Annotated in this window: 16 protein-coding genes; 12 read left to right on the forward strand and 4 right to left on the reverse strand. The window is 75.2% G+C overall.

The window, feature by feature from the left end; all coding sequences use genetic code 11:
* Window positions 1-219 precede the first annotated feature (219 nt).
* The 9 genes from AB0K43_RS23765 to AB0K43_RS23805 all read left to right on the forward strand — a co-directional run bounded on the left by AB0K43_RS23765 (window position 220) and on the right by AB0K43_RS23805 (window position 11,521).
* Window positions 220-1,638 (forward strand): histidine kinase, encoded by a 1,419-nt coding sequence (locus tag AB0K43_RS23765; RefSeq protein WP_363642923.1) that lies wholly within the window; start codon window positions 220-222, stop codon window positions 1,636-1,638.
* Window positions 1,590-2,246: a response regulator transcription factor gene (locus tag AB0K43_RS23770; protein WP_363642925.1), complete on the forward strand. Its 657-nt coding sequence runs from the start codon at window positions 1,590-1,592 to the stop codon at window positions 2,244-2,246. Before AB0K43_RS23765 ends, AB0K43_RS23770 begins: the two co-directional genes overlap by 49 nt.
* A 189-nt stretch (window positions 2,247-2,435) precedes the next feature.
* Window positions 2,436-4,046, forward strand: a complete 1,611-nt coding sequence (locus tag AB0K43_RS23775; RefSeq protein ID WP_363642927.1) for a DUF2637 domain-containing protein — start codon at window positions 2,436-2,438, stop codon at window positions 4,044-4,046.
* A 125-nt stretch (window positions 4,047-4,171) separates the two neighbouring features.
* Complete coding sequence (locus tag AB0K43_RS23780) at window positions 4,172-5,461, forward strand: aldolase/citrate lyase family protein (RefSeq protein WP_363642929.1); 1,290 nt, start codon at window positions 4,172-4,174, stop codon at window positions 5,459-5,461.
* Between the two features lie 109 nt (window positions 5,462-5,570).
* Window positions 5,571-6,218, forward strand: coding sequence for a YigZ family protein (locus AB0K43_RS23785; protein WP_363642931.1), 648 nt, complete (start codon window positions 5,571-5,573; stop codon window positions 6,216-6,218).
* A gap of 275 nt (window positions 6,219-6,493) precedes the next feature.
* Window positions 6,494-8,218, forward strand: a complete 1,725-nt coding sequence (locus AB0K43_RS23790; protein WP_363642933.1) for a hypothetical protein — start codon at window positions 6,494-6,496, stop codon at window positions 8,216-8,218.
* A 166-nt stretch (window positions 8,219-8,384) separates the two neighbouring features.
* Complete coding sequence (locus AB0K43_RS23795; RefSeq protein ID WP_363642935.1) at window positions 8,385-9,980, forward strand: restriction endonuclease; 1,596 nt, start codon at window positions 8,385-8,387, stop codon at window positions 9,978-9,980.
* 73 nt (window positions 9,981-10,053) lie between these two features.
* Window positions 10,054-10,548 carry a DUF6278 family protein gene (locus AB0K43_RS23800; protein ID WP_363642937.1) on the forward strand — a complete coding sequence of 165 codons (495 nt, stop codon included), beginning with the start codon at window positions 10,054-10,056 and terminating at the stop codon, window positions 10,546-10,548.
* A 217-nt stretch (window positions 10,549-10,765) separates the two neighbouring features.
* The gene (locus AB0K43_RS23805) at window positions 10,766-11,521 is read left to right on the forward strand and encodes a ZIP family metal transporter (RefSeq protein WP_363642939.1); all 756 of its coding nucleotides are present in this window, start codon (window positions 10,766-10,768) and stop codon (window positions 11,519-11,521) included.
* 17 nt (window positions 11,522-11,538) lie between these two features.
* Here AB0K43_RS23805 and AB0K43_RS23810 read toward each other — a convergent pair whose 3' ends face one another.
* Window positions 11,539-12,444: a LysR family transcriptional regulator gene (locus AB0K43_RS23810; RefSeq protein WP_363642941.1), complete on the reverse strand. Its 906-nt coding sequence runs from the start codon at window positions 12,442-12,444 to the stop codon at window positions 11,539-11,541.
* A gap of 117 nt (window positions 12,445-12,561) precedes the next feature.
* On the opposite strand from AB0K43_RS23810, the gene AB0K43_RS23815 reads away from it, so the two are divergent.
* Window positions 12,562-13,503, forward strand: a complete 942-nt coding sequence (locus AB0K43_RS23815; protein ID WP_363643016.1) for an EamA family transporter — start codon at window positions 12,562-12,564, stop codon at window positions 13,501-13,503.
* On the opposite strand, the gene AB0K43_RS23820 is transcribed toward AB0K43_RS23815, so the two are convergent.
* Window positions 13,394-13,894 (reverse strand): MarR family transcriptional regulator, encoded by a 501-nt coding sequence (locus tag AB0K43_RS23820; protein ID WP_363642943.1) that lies wholly within the window; start codon window positions 13,892-13,894, stop codon window positions 13,394-13,396. The genes AB0K43_RS23815 and AB0K43_RS23820 overlap by 110 nt on opposite strands.
* A 158-nt stretch (window positions 13,895-14,052) precedes the next feature.
* On the opposite strand from AB0K43_RS23820, the gene AB0K43_RS23825 reads away from it, so the two are divergent.
* Window positions 14,053-14,394: a DUF2218 domain-containing protein gene (locus AB0K43_RS23825; protein ID WP_363642945.1), complete on the forward strand. Its 342-nt coding sequence runs from the start codon at window positions 14,053-14,055 to the stop codon at window positions 14,392-14,394.
* Here AB0K43_RS23825 and AB0K43_RS23830 read toward each other — a convergent pair.
* Both AB0K43_RS23830 and gabT read right to left on the reverse strand, forming a co-directional pair.
* Window positions 14,388-15,056: a phosphatase PAP2 family protein gene (locus tag AB0K43_RS23830; RefSeq protein ID WP_363642947.1), complete on the reverse strand. Its 669-nt coding sequence runs from the start codon at window positions 15,054-15,056 to the stop codon at window positions 14,388-14,390. The two genes, AB0K43_RS23825 and AB0K43_RS23830, sit on opposite strands and share 7 nt — an antisense overlap.
* A 363-nt stretch (window positions 15,057-15,419) precedes the next feature.
* Window positions 15,420-16,775, reverse strand: a complete 1,356-nt coding sequence (gene gabT / locus AB0K43_RS23835; RefSeq protein ID WP_363642949.1) for a 4-aminobutyrate--2-oxoglutarate transaminase — start codon at window positions 16,773-16,775, stop codon at window positions 15,420-15,422.
* A 241-nt stretch (window positions 16,776-17,016) separates the two neighbouring features.
* Between gabT and AB0K43_RS23840 the strand changes: the two genes are divergently transcribed.
* Window positions 17,017-19,080 carry an ATP-binding protein gene (locus AB0K43_RS23840; protein ID WP_363642951.1) on the forward strand — a complete coding sequence of 688 codons (2,064 nt, stop codon included), beginning with the start codon at window positions 17,017-17,019 and terminating at the stop codon, window positions 19,078-19,080.
* Window positions 19,081-19,147 lie beyond the last annotated feature (67 nt).

Below are 19,147 nucleotides of genomic sequence, written 5' to 3' on the forward strand. Positions count from 1 at the left end.
GGGGACCCTGTGGGAGAGTAGGACGCCGCCGAACAATCTTTCAGAGAAGCCCCTCCGGGTCACCCGGAGGGGCTTTTCGCATTCCCGGCCACATTTCCGGCCGGACCGGGGTGGACCTAGCACCACCCCCGTTGTGGTCCCCGCGCCAGTGACCGTCGCGATCCGTCCCGACAGACTGGTGGCCGCACGGCGGACGGTCGGTACAGGAGAGGACCACGGATGGCGACTCAGAGCATGCCCGTGACAGGAGCGGCGCGAGCGGAACGGCTCCGCGCCTGGCTCCGTCGCGGGCTGGAGGCCCAGGGCCGTTTGCTGGTGCTCGCCGTGCGGGCGGTGCTCGGGCCGCTCCTGGTGCTCTGGTCCGGACTGTGCCTCGCCGTGCTGGTGTCCGAGTGGTCAACCCCGGAGCAGGCCTTCCTGGCCTTCGTCGGAGCGCTGCTCTGGCTGCCCGGTCTGATCGCGGCCGGCCGGCTGACCGCGCACTGGACGCGCCGCTCGGCGGTGGACTGGTACGGGATCAGGGTGGCGCCCCGGTATGCCGCCGTGCCGCGGCCGACGGTGGACGAGCGGGGTCACTGGTGGACCGGCCGCTCCTACCACCGGAGCCGGTGGAGCGCCGACGCGGTGCTGTACGCCCGGTCGGTGGCCGGGGACGTGGAGACCTGGCGGGACGCCAGGCGGCTGTTCGTGAACGGTGTGGTGGTGGCCCTGCTGGCGCTGCCCTGCCTGGGGCTGCTCGGTGTCGGCGCGGGTGTGCTGGTGGTCCAGGTGGCGCAGCTGCTCGCCGACTCGCAGGACGGCTTCAGCCTGCTGGGGTACGTCCCGCAGCTGGTCAAGCACGGTTTCCCGGCGGCGATCGCGCTCGGGCTGGGGCTGCTGCTGGCGCCGCACGCGGTGCGGATCTACGGGGACTGGCTGCGGCGGGCGTTCGACCCGGCCGGCGGGCGGCAGGAGAAGGCCAGGCTGACCCGGCGGGTCGAGCAGCTCACGGCGACCAGGGCGGACGCGGTCGGCACCCAGGCCGCGGAGCTCCGCCGGATCGAGCGCGACCTGCACGACGGCGCCCAGGCGCGGCTGGTGGCGATCGGGCTGACCCTGGGCACCATCGAGCACCTGATGGACACCGACCCCACCGCGGCCCGCACCCTGCTCGGGGAGGCCCGGCACTCCTCGGCCAAGGCCCTGCAGGAGCTGCGCGACCTGGTCCGGGGCATCCACCCGCCGGTGCTGGCCGAGCGCGGGCTGGCGGACGCCGTCCGGGAGCTGGCGCTGGAGGCGCCGCTGGCGACCGAGGTGACGGTGAGCCTGCCGGGCCGGCCCGAGGCACCGGTGGAGGCGGCCGTGTACTTCTGCGTGAGCGAGCTGATGGCCAACGCGGCCAAGCACTCGGGCGCCGGGCAGGTGTGGGTGGACATCCTGCACCGGGCCGGTGAGCTGCGGGTGACGGTCACCGACGACGGACGCGGCGGGGCCGCCCCCGAGCGGGGGAGCGGGCTGCGCGGGATCCAGCGGCGGTTGGGTACCTTCGACGGGACCCTCACGCTCGACAGCCCGTCGGGCGGCCCGACGACCATCACCCTGGAGCTGCCGTGCGAGTTGTCCTCGCCGAGGATCTCTACCTTCTCCGCGAAGGCCTGAGCCGGCTGCTGGAGGCGCACGGATTCACCATCGCGGCGGCGGTCGAGACCGGCCCCGACCTGCTCCGGGCCCTGCTGGAGCACCGGCCGGACGTCGCGGTGGTGGATGTCCGGCTGCCGCCCACGCTGACCGACGAGGGGCTGCAGGCGGCGCTGGCGGCGCGGCGTCAGATCCCCGGCCTGCCGGTGCTGGTGCTCTCCCAGCACGTCCAGCAGCTGTACGCCCGCGAACTGCTGGCGGACGGCTCCGGCGGGGTCGGCTACCTGCTGAAGGACCGGGTCTTCAACGCCGACCAGTTCATCGACGCGGTCCGCCGGGTGGCGGCCGGCGGGACCGCGATGGATCCGGACGTGATCGCCAAGCTGCTGCGGAGCAACGCCCGTTCCCAGCCGCTCCAGCGGCTGTCGCCGCGCGAGCGGGAGGTGCTCGGGCTGATGGCCGAGGGCTGTTCCAACTCGGCGGTGGCGGCCAGACTGCTCGTCAGTGACGGGGCGGTGGCCAAGCATATTGCCAATATCTTCACCAAACTCGAGTTGGCGCCCGCGGATGACGCCAACCGCCGTGTCCTGGCGGTACTTGCGCACCTCAACGGGGCCGGCGAAGGATAGCGGGAGCCCCGGGCGGGGGCCAGGATGAAACGCGCGTGCGAGTAGTATCCGGTGGGCCGAACCGGTCCGACGCGCGGCAATCCTGCGCCCGGCAGCGATTCCGGGCCTGACGAGGGTGTCGGGCCGGAGCGGATCCGGCGGCCACGGTCGCGTTACGGCAGCAGCCGAGTCCCAGGGGTTGATCAACGAATGTCACGTCCATCCCTCACCCGTGCCCACCGGGTCCTGCTCGGCCTGGTGGCCGTCGGCGCCTGCCTGATCTCGGGCATCGGGTTCGCGGGCTCGTACTCGGCGGTGCGCGAGCTCGCTCTGGAGAAGGGCTTCGGCACCTTCTCGTACGCGTTCCCGATCGGCGTGGACGCCGGCATCGTGGTGCTGCTCGCGCTCGACCTGGTGCTGACCTGGCTGCGGATACCCTTCCCGCTGCTGCGGCAGACGGCCTGGCTGCTGACCGCCGCCACCATCGCCTTCAACGCGGCGGCCTCCTGGGGCGACTCGCTGGGCATGGCGATGCACGCGGTGATCCCGGTGCTGTTCGTGGTCGTGGTCGAGGCCTCCCGGCACGCGGTCGGCCGGATCGCGGCGATCACCGCCGACCGGCACATGGAGTCGGTCCGGCTGATGCGCTGGCTGCTCTCGCCGGTGCCGACGTTCCGCCTGTGGCGCCGGATGAAGCTGTGGGAACTGCGGTCGTACGACGAGACCGTCCGGCTGGAGCAGAACCGGCTGGTGTACCGGGCGCAGCTGCGGTTCCGGTACGGCCGTGGCTGGCGGCGCGCGGCCCCGTTCCAGGCACTGCTCCCGCTGAAGCTCGCCAAGTACGGGGTGCCGCTGGACCCGAGCATCCTGGACCGGATCGACGGGCCGCTGCACGCCGTCCAGGGCGCCCAGCCCGGCCGGTCCACGCTGACCACCGCGAGCGTGCAGGGGCCGGCCGAGGTGCGGCCGGCCGCCGCGGCGCGGCCCGAGGAGCCGGCGGACGCGGAGCAGGACCAATCGGCGGTGCCGCCGGTGTCGGCGGCCGTGGCGGTGCCGACGCTGGCCAAGCTCGCGGCCGTCCGGCTGCGGGACGCCCAGGATCCGCACGCGGACGAGCAGGCCGGTCCGCCGGCGGAGCAGAGCGAGCTGAACGTCTGGACCGCGCGTGCGGTCCGCGCCCACAGCGAGCAGATGGAGGAGGCGGCCCGGACGGCCCGGGTGCCGGGCCAGGCCTCGCCCTGGTTCAAGCCGCCGAGGCCCGCACAGCCGCAGCCGCAGCCGCAGCAGTCGCAGCAGCCCCAGCCGCAGTCGCAGCCGCAGGGCCAGCCGCAGCCCCAGCCCCAGCCGCAGGGGCCGGGCCGCCGGCTGCCGGTCGGCGCGGGTGCCCCGGTGCCGGTCGGGCCGGAGCAGCAGGCGCACGGGTCGGAGCCGATCCGGATCGGCCACCGCCCGCTGCGGCTCGACGGCGAGCTGCACACGCCGCCGCCCGCCGTGGCCGTGGAGCCGCTGCCGTTCGAGCCGGACGGGACCGCCGGGCCGGATGCCGAGGGCGCCGCCGAGCGTGCCGAGGAGCTGGACGAGCAGTGGGCGGCCGCCCGCCGCCCCGCGGGCGAGCCGCTGGACCCGGATCTCTGCTTCGACGCCCTGATCAGCTACATGGACGTCTACGGGCACCACCCGGACCCGAAGCGGTTCGCCGACTACCTGACCCGGGAGTGGGGTGTGGTCGGGACCCGCCCGGACGGTTCGGTGAGCGCCACCGAGCTCGGCAAGATCTGGCAGCACCTGCAGGACCGCTACGTCGCGACCGGCCGGGAGTAGGCCGCGCGGCGCCCGTCCGCCTGGTGGATCCGCCAAACCGGCGGCCATTGACGCCCCCGGCCACCGCCACTACGTTCACATCAACAATCTGTTGAACGTGTTGTCGGTGCCGTGGAGGAGTCCGGATGTCGCAGGCCCAGGTGGACGGTAGCAACCCCGGAGGCGGCGCCTCGTTCTCGGCCGCCGCCCGGGCCGCCGTGGACGCGCTGCTGGCGCCGGTCGACGCGGACCTGGCCCGCCGCTACCCGGGTGACTCCGGCTCCCGCCAGCCGGTGCACACGGTGTACGTGCCGGCCGACGCCTTCGCCGCCGACACCGTGGCCGACTGGGGCCGGCAGGCCCTGGAGGCCTTCGACACCCATGCGGCCACCCCGGCGCAGCTGGCCGAGGCGCTGGGCGTGCCGGCCGGTGACCTGCTGGCGGACGTGCACGCCCGGGTGCGGGCCAAGCTGGAGCGGGAGCCGATCGAGGACCTGCGGATCGACTTCGAGGACGGCTACGGGCCGCGCCCCGACGCGGAGGAGGACGCCGCGGCCGTGCGCGCCGCCGAGCTGGTCGCCGCCGCGGTGGCCGAGGGCACCGCGCCGCCGTACGTCGGTATCCGGATCAAGTGCATGGAGGCCGCGGTCCGCGACCGGGGGATCCGCACGCTGGAGCTGTTCCTGGCCACCCTGCTGGGCGCCGGCGGCCTGCCCGAGGGCCTGGTCCTCACCCTGCCGAAGGTCACCTACCCGGAGCAGGTGACGGCGCTGGTGCGGCTGCTGGAGGACTTCGAGCGGCGGGCCGGGCTGCCGGCGGGCCGGATCGGCTTCGAGATCCAGATCGAGACCACCCAGGCGATCCTGGGCGCGGACGGGCGGGCCACGGTGGCCCGGATGATCGGGGCGGCCGAGGGGCGGGCCACCGGACTGCACTACGGGACTTTCGACTACAGCGCCTCCTGCGGGGTCGGCGCGGCCTACCAGAGCATGGACCACCCGGTCGCGGACCACGCCAAGGCCGTGATGCAGGTGGCGGCGGCGGGCACCGGGGTCCGGCTCTCGGACGGTTCGACCAATGTGATCCCGACCGGCCCCACCGAGCAGGTGCACGCCGCCTGGAAGCTCCACCACGACCTGGTCCGCCGCTCGCTGGTTCGGGCCTACTACCAGGGCTGGGACATGCACCCGGCGCACCTGCCCACCCGGTACGTCGCGGTCTACTCCTTCTACCGCGAGGGGCTGGCCGCCGCGGCGGCCCGGCTCGCGGCCTACGTGGCCAAGGCCGGCGGCGATGTGATGGACGAGCCGGCCACCGCCCGGGCGCTCAGCGGCTACCTGCTGCGCGGTCTGGACTGCGGGGCCGTGGACCCGGCCGAGGTCACCGCCCTGACCGGTCTGGACCGGTCGCAGCTGGACGCGCTCGCCGGCCGCTGAGCCCGGTCGCCCGCGTTAGGCTGGCGGGGTCGGCCGACCCCGCCGGCCTGCGGCCTTCCGGGGCCCGGCCCGCGCCCCCGCACCACCAACGCCCTGGAGACCCCGCGCCATGCCGGAGCCCGGCCCGAAGCCGTACCTCACCGTCCGGCGCTCCGTCAGCCACGAGACCGAGATCAAGAAGTCCCGGTTCATCTGCCACCTGGCCCGGGTCGCCGACGAGGACGAGGCCCAGGCCTTCGTGGCGGCCGTCCGCAAGCAGTACTGGGACGCCCGGCACAACTGCACCGCGTTCGTGGTCGGGGAGGAGCAGCGCCGGGAGCGCTCCAGCGACGACGGCGAGCCCGGCGGCACGGCGGGCGTGCCGATGCTGGAGGTGCTGCGGCGGCGCGGGGTGACGGACACCGTCGCGGTGGTCACCCGCTACTTCGGCGGGATCAAGCTCGGCGCGGGCGGCCTGGTGCGGGCGTACGGCAACGCCGTCTCCCGGGCGCTGGACGAGGCCGGGCTGCTGGAGCGGCGGCCGGTGGCGCTGCTGGCCGTCACCGCGGGGCACACCCGGGCCGGCCGGCTGGAGAACGACCTGAGGGCGGCCGGCTACGTGGTGCGCGAGCTGGCCTACCAGGCGGACGGGGTGCGGATCGAGGTCGGGGTGGAGCAGGACGCGGTGACGGGATTTCACACCTGGCTGGCGGAGAGCACCGGGGGCACCGCGCGGGCGGAGCCGGTCGGTCGCACCTTCGTGGAGCTCCCGGTCTGACCGCACCACGCCGCCGGTGCAGCAGGCAAAGAATGCCTCTCGGTAACACTCGAACGAATTAACCATGCCCGGTAGCGGAACTTCCGCTCCGGGCCTCTTCGTCTTCTACCACAAGGAGTGCGGACCAGCGCGACCTCGTCCGGCCCGATCGGGCCGCCGGGGTCACCCGGTCCGTACCGACCACCCGACACACGCAGAGCAGGCCGGCCGACCGGGCCGGCCGACCCAGATGGAGGACTTCAGGCCCCACCGCCGCACCCCGGGAGGTACCGCGCATGACACCCGAGCACGCCCCGCCGCCCTATCGGATGACCGTCACGACACCCCGCACGCACCGGGACACGGTCGCTCTGGCCGACCAACTGCTGGCCACGTGGCTGAAGGAGGAGGGCCACGAGGAGCCCCCACCGCCGGAACAGCCGGCCCCGGCCGGGCCGGGCGGGCCGCCCGCCGAGCGCCTGCGGCTGGGCGACCGGGTCCTGCTGGACCGGGACACCGGTGGCCTCCGCGGGAAGATCCCCGGAGCGCGCTACAGCCGCCGCCGGCTACGCACCCCGGCCGCGCACGGGATCGACCAGCTCACCCTGACCGTGGCCTCGGCCGACGAGCGGCCCTGCTGGCTCCGGCTGGAGGCCGAGCACCTGCCGACCGGCTCCGGGGTCCGCACCGCGAGCCGGGTGCCGGTGCCCGAGCTGGCCCGTAGCCTGCTGCCGCTGCTGGACGCCACCGACGGGCCGGTCACGCTGTCCGCGCAGCCCAGGGTGATAGCCAGGACGGAGGTCGACGCGCTGATCGACGAGCTGTGCGACCCGGAGCGCAGGCTCCCGGTGGTGGTCGCCAGCGTCCCGCCCGCCGTCGCGATGGACACCTGGCTGGCCGAGGTGGTCCATCCGCTGCTGCGGCACCTGACCGGTCTCGCCTCGCTCCAGGTGCTCGGCCATGCGGCGCTGCCGCTGTTCAACGTGGCCCTGGAGTACCACAAGGTCTACGGCGGAGCCGTGCGCACCTACCTGCCGGAGGTCGATCCGGCCTCCCGGTACGACGGGGCCCGGCACCCGGTGATGCCCCGGCACCGGATCGACGAGGACGTCCGCCGGGCGGCCGCGCTGCTGGCCAGGGAGCCCCGCCGGTTCGCCGCCGAGCTGCCGCTGCCCGATCTGCTGGCCGCCGTCCCGGTGTTGCAGCCGCCGGCGGAGCCGCGGCCCCAGCACCCCCGGCCCGCCGGTGCCGGGTCGGGCCCGGCGCGCGGCACCGAGCGCGGCACCGCCCCGGGCGGCGCCGACCGCTGCGAGCGGCAGTCCCGGGCGGACGAGCTGGAGCGGATCCGCCGCAGCCTGGACCACTCCCGTCGCCGGGAGGCCCGCCTGCTGGCCGACACGGACCAGCAGGACGCGGTGCTGCGGCACGTCAGCGCGCAGGTCAGGGCACTCGCCACCCGGCTGTGCACGGTGGCCGGCCCGGGCGCCGTGGACCAGGCGGGGCTGGCCGCCGACGTCCGGGCGGACCAGGACGGCGCACCCGCCAGCTTCGGCGAACTGGTCTGCCGCTTCGAGGAGTTCCCGCTGCTGGAGTTCACCGGGGACGAGAAGGAGACCCTGGCGCTGGACGGCCAGTGCGACGGGTCCGGCTGGGCCAAGCTCACCTGGGAGGGGCTGACCGCCCTTCAGGAGTACGCGGCGGCGGCCGTCCGCGGCCAGGCGGGCGGGGACTTCAAGCAGTGGTGCGAGCACACCCCGGCCGGCTGCCACCACTTCCCGCCGCGCAAGGCGGTCCGCGGGGAGTCGCGGACGGTCGCCAGCCACGCCAAGTGGAAGCGCCAGCGGATGCTGCCGGTGCCGGCCTGCGTCGACTCCTCCCGCCGCGCCTTCATGGGCGCCCACCTGCGGATCGGCGGCGGTGGCACGGCGCCGCGGGTGCACTACCTCGACGACTGCTCGCGCAGCGGCCGGATCTACGTCGGCTACATCGGCCTGCACCTGACCAACACCCGGACGAACTGACCGGGTTGGGCCGGGGCCGGCAGCGCGCAGGCCCGGCGCCGAGGGTGGCCGGGCCAACTGTCGGGCTTGGCTGACCCGCGCCCGGTGACGGTGGACAATGCTGCACAGGACCACCGTCGGTGGGCCCAGCCGACCGGCGCCGGACGAGCAGGGGGAACGACCGCCGATGCAGGACTCACCCGAAGGCCGCCCGGACACCACCGCGACCCTTCTCCAGCCCGGGTTCCTGGCTTCGGTGTTCCGGGATCTCGGAGCCGAGATCCCGGAACAGGCTGCCGGGCCGGACGAGGAGGCGGCGGCGCACGGCCGGGCGGCCGCGCTGACGCACCACCGCACGCTGACGGTGCAGGCCGAGCACGAGCGCCTGGCCGACCTGCTCCGCCGGGCCGCGCTGCCGGTCTCGGCGATGGACTTCGAGAGCCAGCTGCGCAGCTACGAGCCGCGCCCCTACCCGGCGGCAGGGCAAGGCCCGGAGGCCGGCGCCGAGCCGCGCTGGGCGGACTTCGCCCCGCCCGAGCCGGCCGCGGCCGGCCCGGACGAGCCCGCCTCCCGCCGGCTGCTGGACTCCGGCTACCAGCGGGGCCTGGCCCAGGCCCGGCTGAGCCACCAGCGTGCGCTGCGCGAGTGGCGCACCCGGCAGGCCGAGGCCGCCGACGGCGGGGCCAGGGCGGCCCGGCTGGCGCACGAGCAGGCCGAGCAGGCCCGGGCCAGGGCGGTCCGGGAGTACAACGACACGCTGGAGGAGTGCCGCCGGGCGTACCGGCAGTCCGAGCCGGCGGCCGTGGAGTCCCTGCTGGAGCGGGCGCTGGCCGCCGCCGAGGGGGCCACCCAGGACCTGCCGGCGCCCTGCCGCGCGGTGTTCCGGCCGCTCACCGACACGGCCGTGCTGGACCTGGACCTGCCGCCGCTCGATCTGGTGCCCGCCCTGGACGGTTACCGGCTGGGCCGGGACGGGGAGATCGAGCCGGTGCCGCGGGCGGCGGCCGAGCGCGCCTCGGACTACCTCCGGCTGGCCGCCCGGCTGGCGCTGCGCGCGCTCCAGGCGGCGGACGCCGTGGACACCGACGAGATCCTGGCCGGCGTGGTGCTGAACGGCTGGCTGCGGCGGCCCGACGCCGAGCCGCTCTGCCTGTTGAGCGTGGACGCCGACCGGGACGCCCTGGCCCGCACCAGGCTGCTGCCGGCCGGCGGCCCCGAGACGGCGGCGGAGCACCCGGCCGAGGCCGGGGACGGCGAGGGCGTCTACGCCGACGCGGAGCACGACGAGGCGCTGGTCCGGCTGCGCGAGCTGGCCGCGGTGGTCACCCCGGATCCGTACGCGGGGGTGGAGGTCGAGCCCGGCGGCACGGTCGGCGCGGCCGTGCCGAGCGTCGAGGAGCTCTCGCCGAACGAGTTCGCGCACCTGGTCCGGCAGTTGCTGACCAGGGGCGGCCTGGCCGGGTGGAGCGTGCGGTTGCGCGGCCCGGCCGGGCTGGTGGCGACCGGCGAGGGCGGGCCCGGTAGCGCCCTGCCCGGCCGCTGGGTGGTCTGGGCCTCGCGCGAGCCCGCACCGGTGGGGGCGGACCACCTGCGCACGCTCGCCGAGGCGGTCCGGGAGGAGGGCGCCGAGCGCGGACTGCGGCTGACCTCCGGGCGGTTCACCGACCAAGCGCTCGACCTGGCGGCCGGCGAGGGCTACCAGCACGTCCACCTGATCGACGGCCGCGGTGTGCAGGAGCTGGCCAGGACGCATCTCGGCCTGCCGCTCACCACGGGCGGCTGAAGCTTCGCGGTCCGACCCCGACGCACCGGGCGATCCGCCTGCGTCCGGGTCGGCCGCCTGTCACTCTGGACCGATGGGAATCGGATTCTTCGGCCGCCGGCGCGAGCGCGGCGGGCACCGGGCGGAGCCGGACGGCGGCGCGGCCGACCGCCCCGGGCCCGGCCGGGAGGACCCGCGCGGGCCGGGCGACCAGCAGGCCCGGGAGGACCGGCAGGAGGCGATGGCCGAGCTGTTCGGCGAGTGCGGGCTGCTGCGGGAGCTGGCCGGGTCGGCGGGGGTGCGGCTGGACGACGGGCCGCAGTCGCTGACCGCCCTCGACCAGTTGCTGCCCCGCTGGCGCGACGACCCGGAGGTCTCGGACTGGCTGGGCAACGACGCGGGCCTGTACCTGGGCACGGTGATCCGGCGGACGGTGCCGGGGGCGAACTGGCGGATCGGCCGGCAGGGCCGGCCGCTGATGGTGCTGCCGACCGGCCTCGAACTGGACGTCACCGAACTCGGCCACGGCTGGGCCGACCAGGGCGCGCCGCAGCTGTCCGCCGTGTACCTGGCGGCCACCGACGGCTGACCCGGCGCCCTCGCTCCTCGGGGGCCGGCCGCCCGTCACCCCGACGGACCGCCGGGCGCGCCGCGGCGCCGGGCCGCGGGCAGGCTGGGCGCAGGTCCCGGCTGCGCCGGACCCGGGCCGGGCGGCTGCGCCCGTGGGCAGCGGTCCTCGCGGTCGTCCGGCCCCACCGCGGAGCGCCGTCGACGGGTGAGGGCCGACGGGTGAGGGGAGCGCCACGATGACCGCCGTGCTGGTCGCCGCGGGCGCGTTCCTGATGACCCTGATCGGCGGCTTCGCCGCCCAGCGCACCGGTGACCGGCGGCACCTGGTGCTCGGCTTCGCGGCCGGCCTGATGCTGGGTGTGGTCTCCTTCGACCTGCTGCCGGAGGCCCTGGCCGCGGCGCCGACCGAGGTGCACGGGGTGCCGCAGGCGCTGCTGATGTTCGCCGCCGGCTTCCTGGTGATCCACATCGTGGAGCGCGCGGTCGCCATCCACCGCGGTCACGAGGGCGAGTACGCGGAGCACACCCACGGGCACGGTCACCGGCACCCGGGCACCCAGCGGGTCGGCCTGGCGGCGGCCGGCGCACTGGTCGCGCACAGCATGATGGACGGCTTCGCGATCGGCGCGGCCTTCCAGGCCGGCGGCACGGTGGGCACCGTGGTGGCGATCGCGGTGGTGGCGCACGACTTCGCGGACGGCTTCAACACGTACACCATCACCCGGCTCTACGGGAACGACCGGCGGCGGGCGCTGACCCTGCTGACGGCCGACGCGCTGGCACCGGTGACCGGGGCGGCAATCACCCTGCTGTTCACCATCCCGGAGCAACTGCTCGGCCTCTACCTGGGCTTCTTCGCGGGTTTCCTGCTGTACCTGGCGACCTCGGACATCCTGCCCGAGGCGCACAGCCCGCACCCCTCCCGCACCACGTTGCTGTGCACGCTGGTCGGGGTGGGCTTCATGTGGCTGGTGATCGGCTTCGCGGGCTGAGCCGGTCCGGCCGGTGGTCAGCCGGGCAGGGTGCTCCAGCGCCGGCGCATCGCGGTGAGCGCCGCGGTGATGGCCGGCCGCCGGGAGGCCTGGCTCCGCCAGAGCGCGAAGACCCGCCGGGAGGGCTCCGGCGACACCGGCCGGGCGACCACCCCGGCGGGCAGCACCCCGCGCCCCAGCCGGGGCACCAGCCCGAGGCCGAGGCCCGCGCCGATCAGCGCGATCTGGGTCTCGAACTCGCCCACCTGGTGGACCACATCGGGCTCCTCGCCAGCCTCCCGCATGGTCCGCACCAGCCAGTCGTGGCAGATGTTGCCGGGCGGCACGCTGATCCAGCGCCGCCCGCACAGCCGCGCCACCGGCACCTGGTCGAGCGCGGCCAGCGGGTCGTCCGCGGGCAGCAGCAGGTCCACCGGGTCGGGGCCGAGGTCCAGCCGGGCCAGGCCGGGCTGGACCGGCAGCGGCACGGTCGGCCAGTCCTGCACCAGGGCGAGGTCGACCTCGCCGCGGGCCACCAGTTCGGCGGCCGGGTACGGGTCGCTCTCCAGCAGCCGGGCGTCCAGCTCCGGGCAGCTCTCCCGCAGATCGGCCAGCACGCCGGGCAGCAGGCCGCGCGCGCCGGTGGCGAAGGCGGCGATCAGCAGCCGGCCCACGGCCTGGCCGCGGCGCTCCTCCAAGGTCACCTCGGCCTGCTCCACCAGCAGCAGCAACTCCTGTGCGGTCTCGGCCAGTTGCCGGGCCGCGTCGGTGAGCACCACGCCCCGGCCCTGGCGCTCCAGCAGCACGGTGCGGGTCTCCCGCTCCAGTTTGGCGATCTGCTGGGAGATCGCCGAGGGGGTGAAACCCAGCGCGCCCGCCGCGCCCCCGATCGAGCCGTGCACCGCCACCGCGTGCAGCGCGCGCAGCCGTCCGAGATCCATCATCCGGGCCGTCCCCTCCTCATCGTTCAGCAATGCTAAGCAGTTCGCTTCAGTATTCATCGCTGGTGCTGCACGGTCCCGCGCCGCCATGCTCGATCCATGCCAGCGACCAGCACCACCATGCGTCCCCGTCACATCGCCCTGGCGGTGGCGATCGCCGCCGTCTGGGGCCTCAACTTCGTCCTGATCCACGTCGGGCTCGCCAACTTCCCGCCGCTGCTCTTCTGCGCGCTGCGGTTCGCCGTGGTGGCGGTGCCGGCGGTGTTCCTGGTGGGGCCGCCCACGGTGGCGTGGCGCTGGATCCTGGCGGTCGGCGGCACGCTCGGGGTGGTCAAGTTCGGGCTGCTGTTCCTCGGCATGCACGCGGGGATGCCGGCCGGGCTGTCCTCGCTGGTGCTGCAGAGCCAGGCCGTGTTCACCGCGCTGTTCGCCGCGGCGCTGCTGCGCGAGCGGCCCACCGGGCTGCGGACGGCGGGCCTGGCGATCGCCTTCGCCGGGATCGCGCTGGCCGCCCTCGACCGCGGACTCGACGGCCCGGTCGGCGGGTTCGCCCTGGTGGTCGCCGCGGCGGTGTTCTGGGGGCTGTCCAACGTGCTGACCCGCAAGGCCGCCCCGCCGGACGCGCTGCGCTGGATGGTCTGGGTGAGCGCCGTCCCGCCGCTGCCGCTGCTCGGGCTGTCGCTGCTGGTCGAGGGGCCGGAGGCGGACCTGCGGGCGCTGGCCGGGATCGACCTGGCGGGGTTGGGCGCGATCGCCTACGTGGGGCTGCTGTCCACCCTGTTCGGCTTCGTCGCCTGGAGCTTCCTGCTGCGCAGCTACGACGCCTCGGCGGTCGCCCCGTACTCGCTGCTGGTGCCGGTGTTCGGGATGTCCTCGTCCTGGCTGCTGCTGGGGGAGCGGTTCGGCCCGCTCGCGGCCGCGGCCGCCGTGCTGGTGGTCGCCGGCATCGGGCTCACCGCGGTCCGTCCGCGCCGTCCGGCCGGTGCGCCGGGCGCCGCGCCTCGAACGCCGTCTCGGCGCCGCGCAGTGCCTGCAGCAGGGCGGCCTGCTCGATGGCGCTGACCGGGGCGAAGTACTCCTGGGCGACCTCGTGCCGGACCTGCCCGATCCGCTCCAGCGCACCCCGGCCGGCCTCGGTCAGCACCAGCCGGACCGCCCGCCGGTCGGTCGGGTCGGGGGTCCGGGTGACCAGCCCGGCCTCCTCCAGGGCGTCCACCACGGTGGTGGCCGAGCGGGGCGCGATGTGCAGCCGCTCGGCCAGCTCGCTCAGGCGCATGGTCTCCCGGCCCTCGCAACCGGGGGCGTGGGCGAGGGTGCGCAGCGCCCGGGCCTGGCCGGGGGTGATCCCGTAGGGCTCCAGCCGGTGCATGGTCTGCCGACGGATCCGCTTCATCGCCCGGGTCAGCGCGTCGGCGAGTTCGGCGGCGGTGTCTGCCGTCGGCGGGGTGGTCATGGCGGGCTCCGGGCTCGGCGTGCCCTGCCCAGGGCCGGGAAGGGTGGAGTCAGGGTATCCGGCGGGGCAGGGCGTCGGGTGATCCGAAATATATTGAGCCAAGCTCAGCATCTGGGGTACGGTGGGGGAACTTAGGCAATCCTAACCAGGGAGTACACATGCCTCGTTCCGAAGCCCGCGTCCGTACCGACCGCCCGGGCCGCTACGGCAAGCAGCTGGCCGCGCACATGAGCCGCAAGATCCAGGCCGACTGGTCCGAGGAGGACGGCCGCGGCGCCCTGGCCTTCCGGGCCGGCACCGCCACCCTGGTCGCCGAGCCCGACGCCCTGCTGCTCACGGTCGAGGGCGCCGCCGAGGATCTGGCCACCCTGGAGGACGTGGTCGGCCGCCACCTGGTGCGCTTCGGCACCCGCGACGAGCTGGTGGTCGAGTGGCACCGCGACAACGGTGAGCCCGGTCTGGTCCACCGCAACGAGGAGGAGCCGGCCGAGGGTCAGTGACCGCGGCCGGCCGGCGCGCCGCCGCCGGCCGGCACCGCCCACCGGGCCAGCGCCAGCAGCACCAGGCCGCCCAGGCACCAGCTGGCCAGGACGTCCAGCAGCCAGTGGTAGTCGCTCCACATCAGCCCCCAGCCGACCCCGGCGCAGAGCAGCGCCGTCGCGGCGTACAGCCGGCGCCGGGCCCGCACCGCGAGGGCCCGGCCGACCAGCAGGGCGACCGTCCCGTACGCGATGGTCGAGGTGGCGGTGTGGCCGGACGGGTACCAGCCGAGCTGGTCGGCGGAGAGCGGCACGCCGAACGGGCCCGGTCGGGCGAAGTAGGCCTTGCCGGGGACGACCAGCGCCGGCACCAGCACCCCCGCCAGCACCGCCACCGGCAGCGGCAGCCACCAGCGAGGGGTGTCCGCGCGGCGCCACAGCAGGGCGGCGAACGCGCCGCCGAGCAGCAGCAGCGGGAAGGCCGGGACGTTGCCGCCGAGGTCGGACAGCGCGGCGCCGAGGTGGTTCACCGCGGTGCTGTGCAGCTGGTGGCGGAACTCGTAGGTGGCCCGGCGGGCGCTGCGGTCCAGGCCCAGCAGCGGGCCCTCGGCCGCGACCTGCCAGGAGACCACCGCCAGCACGGCCAGCAGCACGGCTGCCGCGATCGGCGCCGGGGAACGCATGAGCCGCCCCGAGGCGGGGGGGAGAGCCCCGGGGCGGCTGAGGTGATCGCCGCTCCGTGCGCCCCGGGGGGTTTGGGGCGGACGGCCGGTCGATCGGTCATGGGTGTCCGGAGCCTGCGAGCAGGCGCCGGACGGGCTGGTCGCTAAGTCGTCGGGCTCGCTGTCCATCTGGCATGACACTACGTCATGGCCCGTCGGAGCAGCGAAGGTTCGGGTGATCCGCACAGCATCTTCACCACCCTCGGTACAACCTCCATGGTCGTTCGGAGGTCTGTGAAAATTCCCCGGTCGGCGACACGAAAACCGTACAGAAACGGAGCGGCCCGGTCCGTGGTGGACCGGGCCGCTCGGCGGGATCCGCCGTCAGACGGCGGCGAAGGCGCTCTCGATGATGTCGAGGCCCTCGACCAGCAGGTGCTCCGGCATCACCAGCGGCGGCAGGAAGCGCAGCACGTTGCCGTAGGTGCCGGCGGTCAGCACCACCAGGCCCTGGGCGTGGCAGGCCTTCGCCACGGCGGCGGTGATCTCCGGGGCGGGCTCCTTGGTGCCCGGCTTGACCAGCTCGACCGCGATCATCGCGCCGCGGCCGCGGACCTCGCCGATGCTGAAGCGGTCGTCGCCGGCGAACTTCTCCTGCATGGCGCTCAGCCGGCCGAGCATGATCTCGCCGATCCGCCGGGCCTTGCCGTTCAGGTCCTCGGACTTCATGGTCTCGATCGAGCCCAGCGCGGCGGCGCAGGCCACCGGGTTGCCGCCGTAGGTGCCGCCCAGGCCGCCGGCGTGCGCGGCGTCCATGATCTCGGCGCGGCCGGTCACCGCGGCCAGCGGCAGACCGCCCGCGATGCCCTTGGCGGTGGTGATGAGGTCCGGGACGACGCCCTCGTCGTCGCAGGCGAACCAGTCGCCGGTGCGGCAGAAGCCGGTCTGGATCTCGTCCGCGACGAACACGATGCCGTTCGCCTTGGCGTACTCGGCGATCGCCGGGAGGAAGCCCTTGGCCGGCTCGATGAAGCCGCCCTCGCCCTGGATCGGCTCGATGATGATCGCCGCGACGTTGTCGGCGCCGATCTGCTTGTTGATGATGTCGATCGCCTGCGCGGCGGCCTCGGCGGCGCAGTTCTCCGCACCGGTCAGCCAGCGGTAGGGGTAGGCGACCGGCACCCGGTAGATCTCCGGCGCGAACGGACCGAAGCCCTGCTTGTACGGCATGTTCTTCGCCGTCAGGCCCATGGTGAGGTTGGTGCGGCCGTGGTAGCCGTGGTCGAACACCACGACGGCGGTGCGCTTGGTGAACACGCGGGCGATCTTCACCGCGTTCTCCACCGCCTCGGCGCCCGAGTTGAACAGCGCGGTGCGCTTCTCGTGGCTGCCCGGGGTCAGCTCGTTGAGCTGCTCGGCCACGGCCACGTAACCCTCGTACGGGGTGACCATGAAACAGGTGTGGGTGAAGGCGGCCAGCTGCTCGGTGGCCTTGGCGACCACGGCGGCGGCGCTGTTGCCCACGTTGGTCACGGCGATGCCGGAACCGAAGTCGATCAGCGAGTTGCCGTCCACGTCCTCGAGCACGCCGCCACCGGCGCGCGAGATGTAGACCGGCAGGGTGGTGCCGACGCCGGCGGCCACCGCGCCGAGCTTGCGAGCCTGCAGCTCCTGCGACTTGGGGCCCGGGATCGCGGTGACCAGACGGCGCTCCTGCGGGAGCGGCGTTGCAGCGCTCATGGTGTTCTCCAGATTCTCGACGCGGTCCTCGCAGGCTACGGCGGCCGCCCTCGCACAGGCATGCGCCACTCGGTAGCACTGCGCCGGACGACTTGTCCGGCGCGGCCAGTGGGCCGAGATCGGCTACCGCCCGCCCCCGCTCCACTACATTGAGCGCGGGCGTGTCGCCGGGTGGGTGACATGGGTAGAGGCGGCACGGACGGACCGATCGTGCCGGGGTGGCGTAGGGAGCGGGGCCGCGATGGGACTGGACGGCGGGCAGGGGCAGCAGGCCGCAGGGGTGGGCGGGCGGTCCGCGGTACCCGCGCAGCCCGGCCCGCGCGAGCCCGGCCACCGGCCGTTCGACCTGGCGGCCTGGGCCACCGAGCCCAGACCCGAGCTCGCCGCCGGCATCTTCCGCCTCCACTACCGCCCGCTCGACCCGCAGCGCGGCGAGGACGCCGCCGTCCCGGCCGGACCGCTGCTGCTGCGCGCGGTGCTCAACCTGGCGGTCGGCTGGCTCGCTTTCGTGTACGGCCGGCAGGCGCTGTTCGCTCTGCTCGGACTGCTCGGCCTCGGCGCCCTGCCGCTGGTGCCGACCGTGCTGCTCGCCCTGCTGCTCAACCTCGCCCTCGCCTTCGTGGTGATCCGGGTCTTCGGCCGGATGGGGCGCTGGCCGGAGGTCTGGCGCCGCTACGCGCTGCCGCTGCTCTCGCGCACCGTCACCCACGAGGAGCCCACCGCCCCGCCCGCCGGCGCACCGGTCGCCGGCCCCGCCGACCCGTGGCAGGAGCTGCGCCCCGGCGCCCCGGCCGCCGCCGCCCGGCTGGCGGCCGAGGCCGTCGGCGACGTCGACTACGTCCGGATCCGGCAGGCCTGGCAGGCGGTGCAGGCCGCGCCGGGGCTGCTGCCCGACTTCACCGAGCAGGTGCTGGCCCGCGGCGCCGCCGCCTGCGCCCACCCCTCCGAGGCGCGCGACCTGCCGGGCCGCGCCGCCCGGCACGACCTGCTGGTCCGCCAGGTGCGGCTCGGCACGGCCCAGGACGTGGTGAAGAACCCGCCGGCGCACCGCGCGGCCGGCTTCGCGCTCGACCCGGCGACCCTCGGCACCTCGCTGCTGGCCGTCGGCCCGGCCGGCACCGGCAAGACCACCGGGCTGGCCCGCCCGCTCGCCGAGGCGCTCTGCCTGCAGGCCCTGGCCGGCACCGCCTGCGCGGTGGTGGTCGGCGCCGCCGACAGCGACCTCGGGCCGGACTCCTGGTACGACGTGGTGATCGCGCCCGGCGACCCGGCCTCCCCGTACGGCCTGGACCTGTACGGCGCCGCCCGCACCGCGGACGAGGCGGCCGCGCGACTGGCGGACGCCCTGCTGCCGGACGAGCTGGTGCTGCGCGGCGAGAGCGCCCGCACGGCGCTCCAGCAGGTGGTCGGCCCGTTCCACGCCGCGTACGGCCGCCACCCCGGGGTGCGCGAGCTGCGCGGCCTGCTCGCCGGCGACGAGGAGGGCTGGGTGGAGCTGGCCGAGGCGCTGCGCAAGGCCGGCCGGGACACCGCGTTCGCGGCGGACCTCCAGCAGCGGGCCCGCCAGCACGGCCGGGCCGACGACCCCGGCATGCTGCTCGCCGACCGGCTGGCGCTGCTGGACCGGCCGGTCTTCGCGGACTGCTTCGCGGGCACGCCAGGGGCCAGGCCCGCCTTCGCGATGCGCGCCCTGGACCACCCGCTTCGGGTCCGGGTGAAGCTCCCCGAGCGCAGCCACCCCGAGGCGGCCCGGATGCTCTCCCGGCTGGTGGTCGGCCAGTTCCTGCAGGCCGCCGCGGTGCGCGAGGAGCGCACGCTGTTCGCCGGCCTGGTGGTGGACGACGCCTCGGCCGCGGTGGACCAGCACGCGGTGCGCGGCCTGCAGCGGATCCGCGGCCTGAACGCCGGCGCGGTGCTGGTGCTGCGCACCCTGGTCGACCTGCCCGAGTCGCTGCGCGCCCCGCTGTTCGGCGCGGTGGGCTGCCGGATGGCCTTCCCCGGCATCGCGCCCTGGGACGGCCGGCTGTTCTCCGAGGCCTGGGGCACCCACCTGGTCACCGAGACGGCCGTCACGCACACCCCGGACACCTCCGGCGGGCTGCTGCGCAAGTCCGCCCGCGGGCTGCGCAAGGCGCTCTCCGGCACCGCCGCGCAGACCCAGAGCGTCACCACCCGGGATGTCGAGCGGCACCGCTGGTCGCCCTCGGACCTGGCGCACGCGCTGCCGACCGGGCACGCGGTGATCTCGCTGTCGACGGTGAACGGCGAGCAGGTGCCGCCGCTGCTGGTCGATCTGCGCAGCTGACACCGGAAAGAGGCCGTTTCGGCAGGAGGGCCCCCGAGCACCGGACTCCGGTCCGGTGGATTCGGCG

This window comes from Kitasatospora sp. NPDC049258 (genome assembly GCF_040678895.1).
GTDB lineage: Bacteria > Actinomycetota > Actinomycetes > Streptomycetales > Streptomycetaceae > Kitasatospora.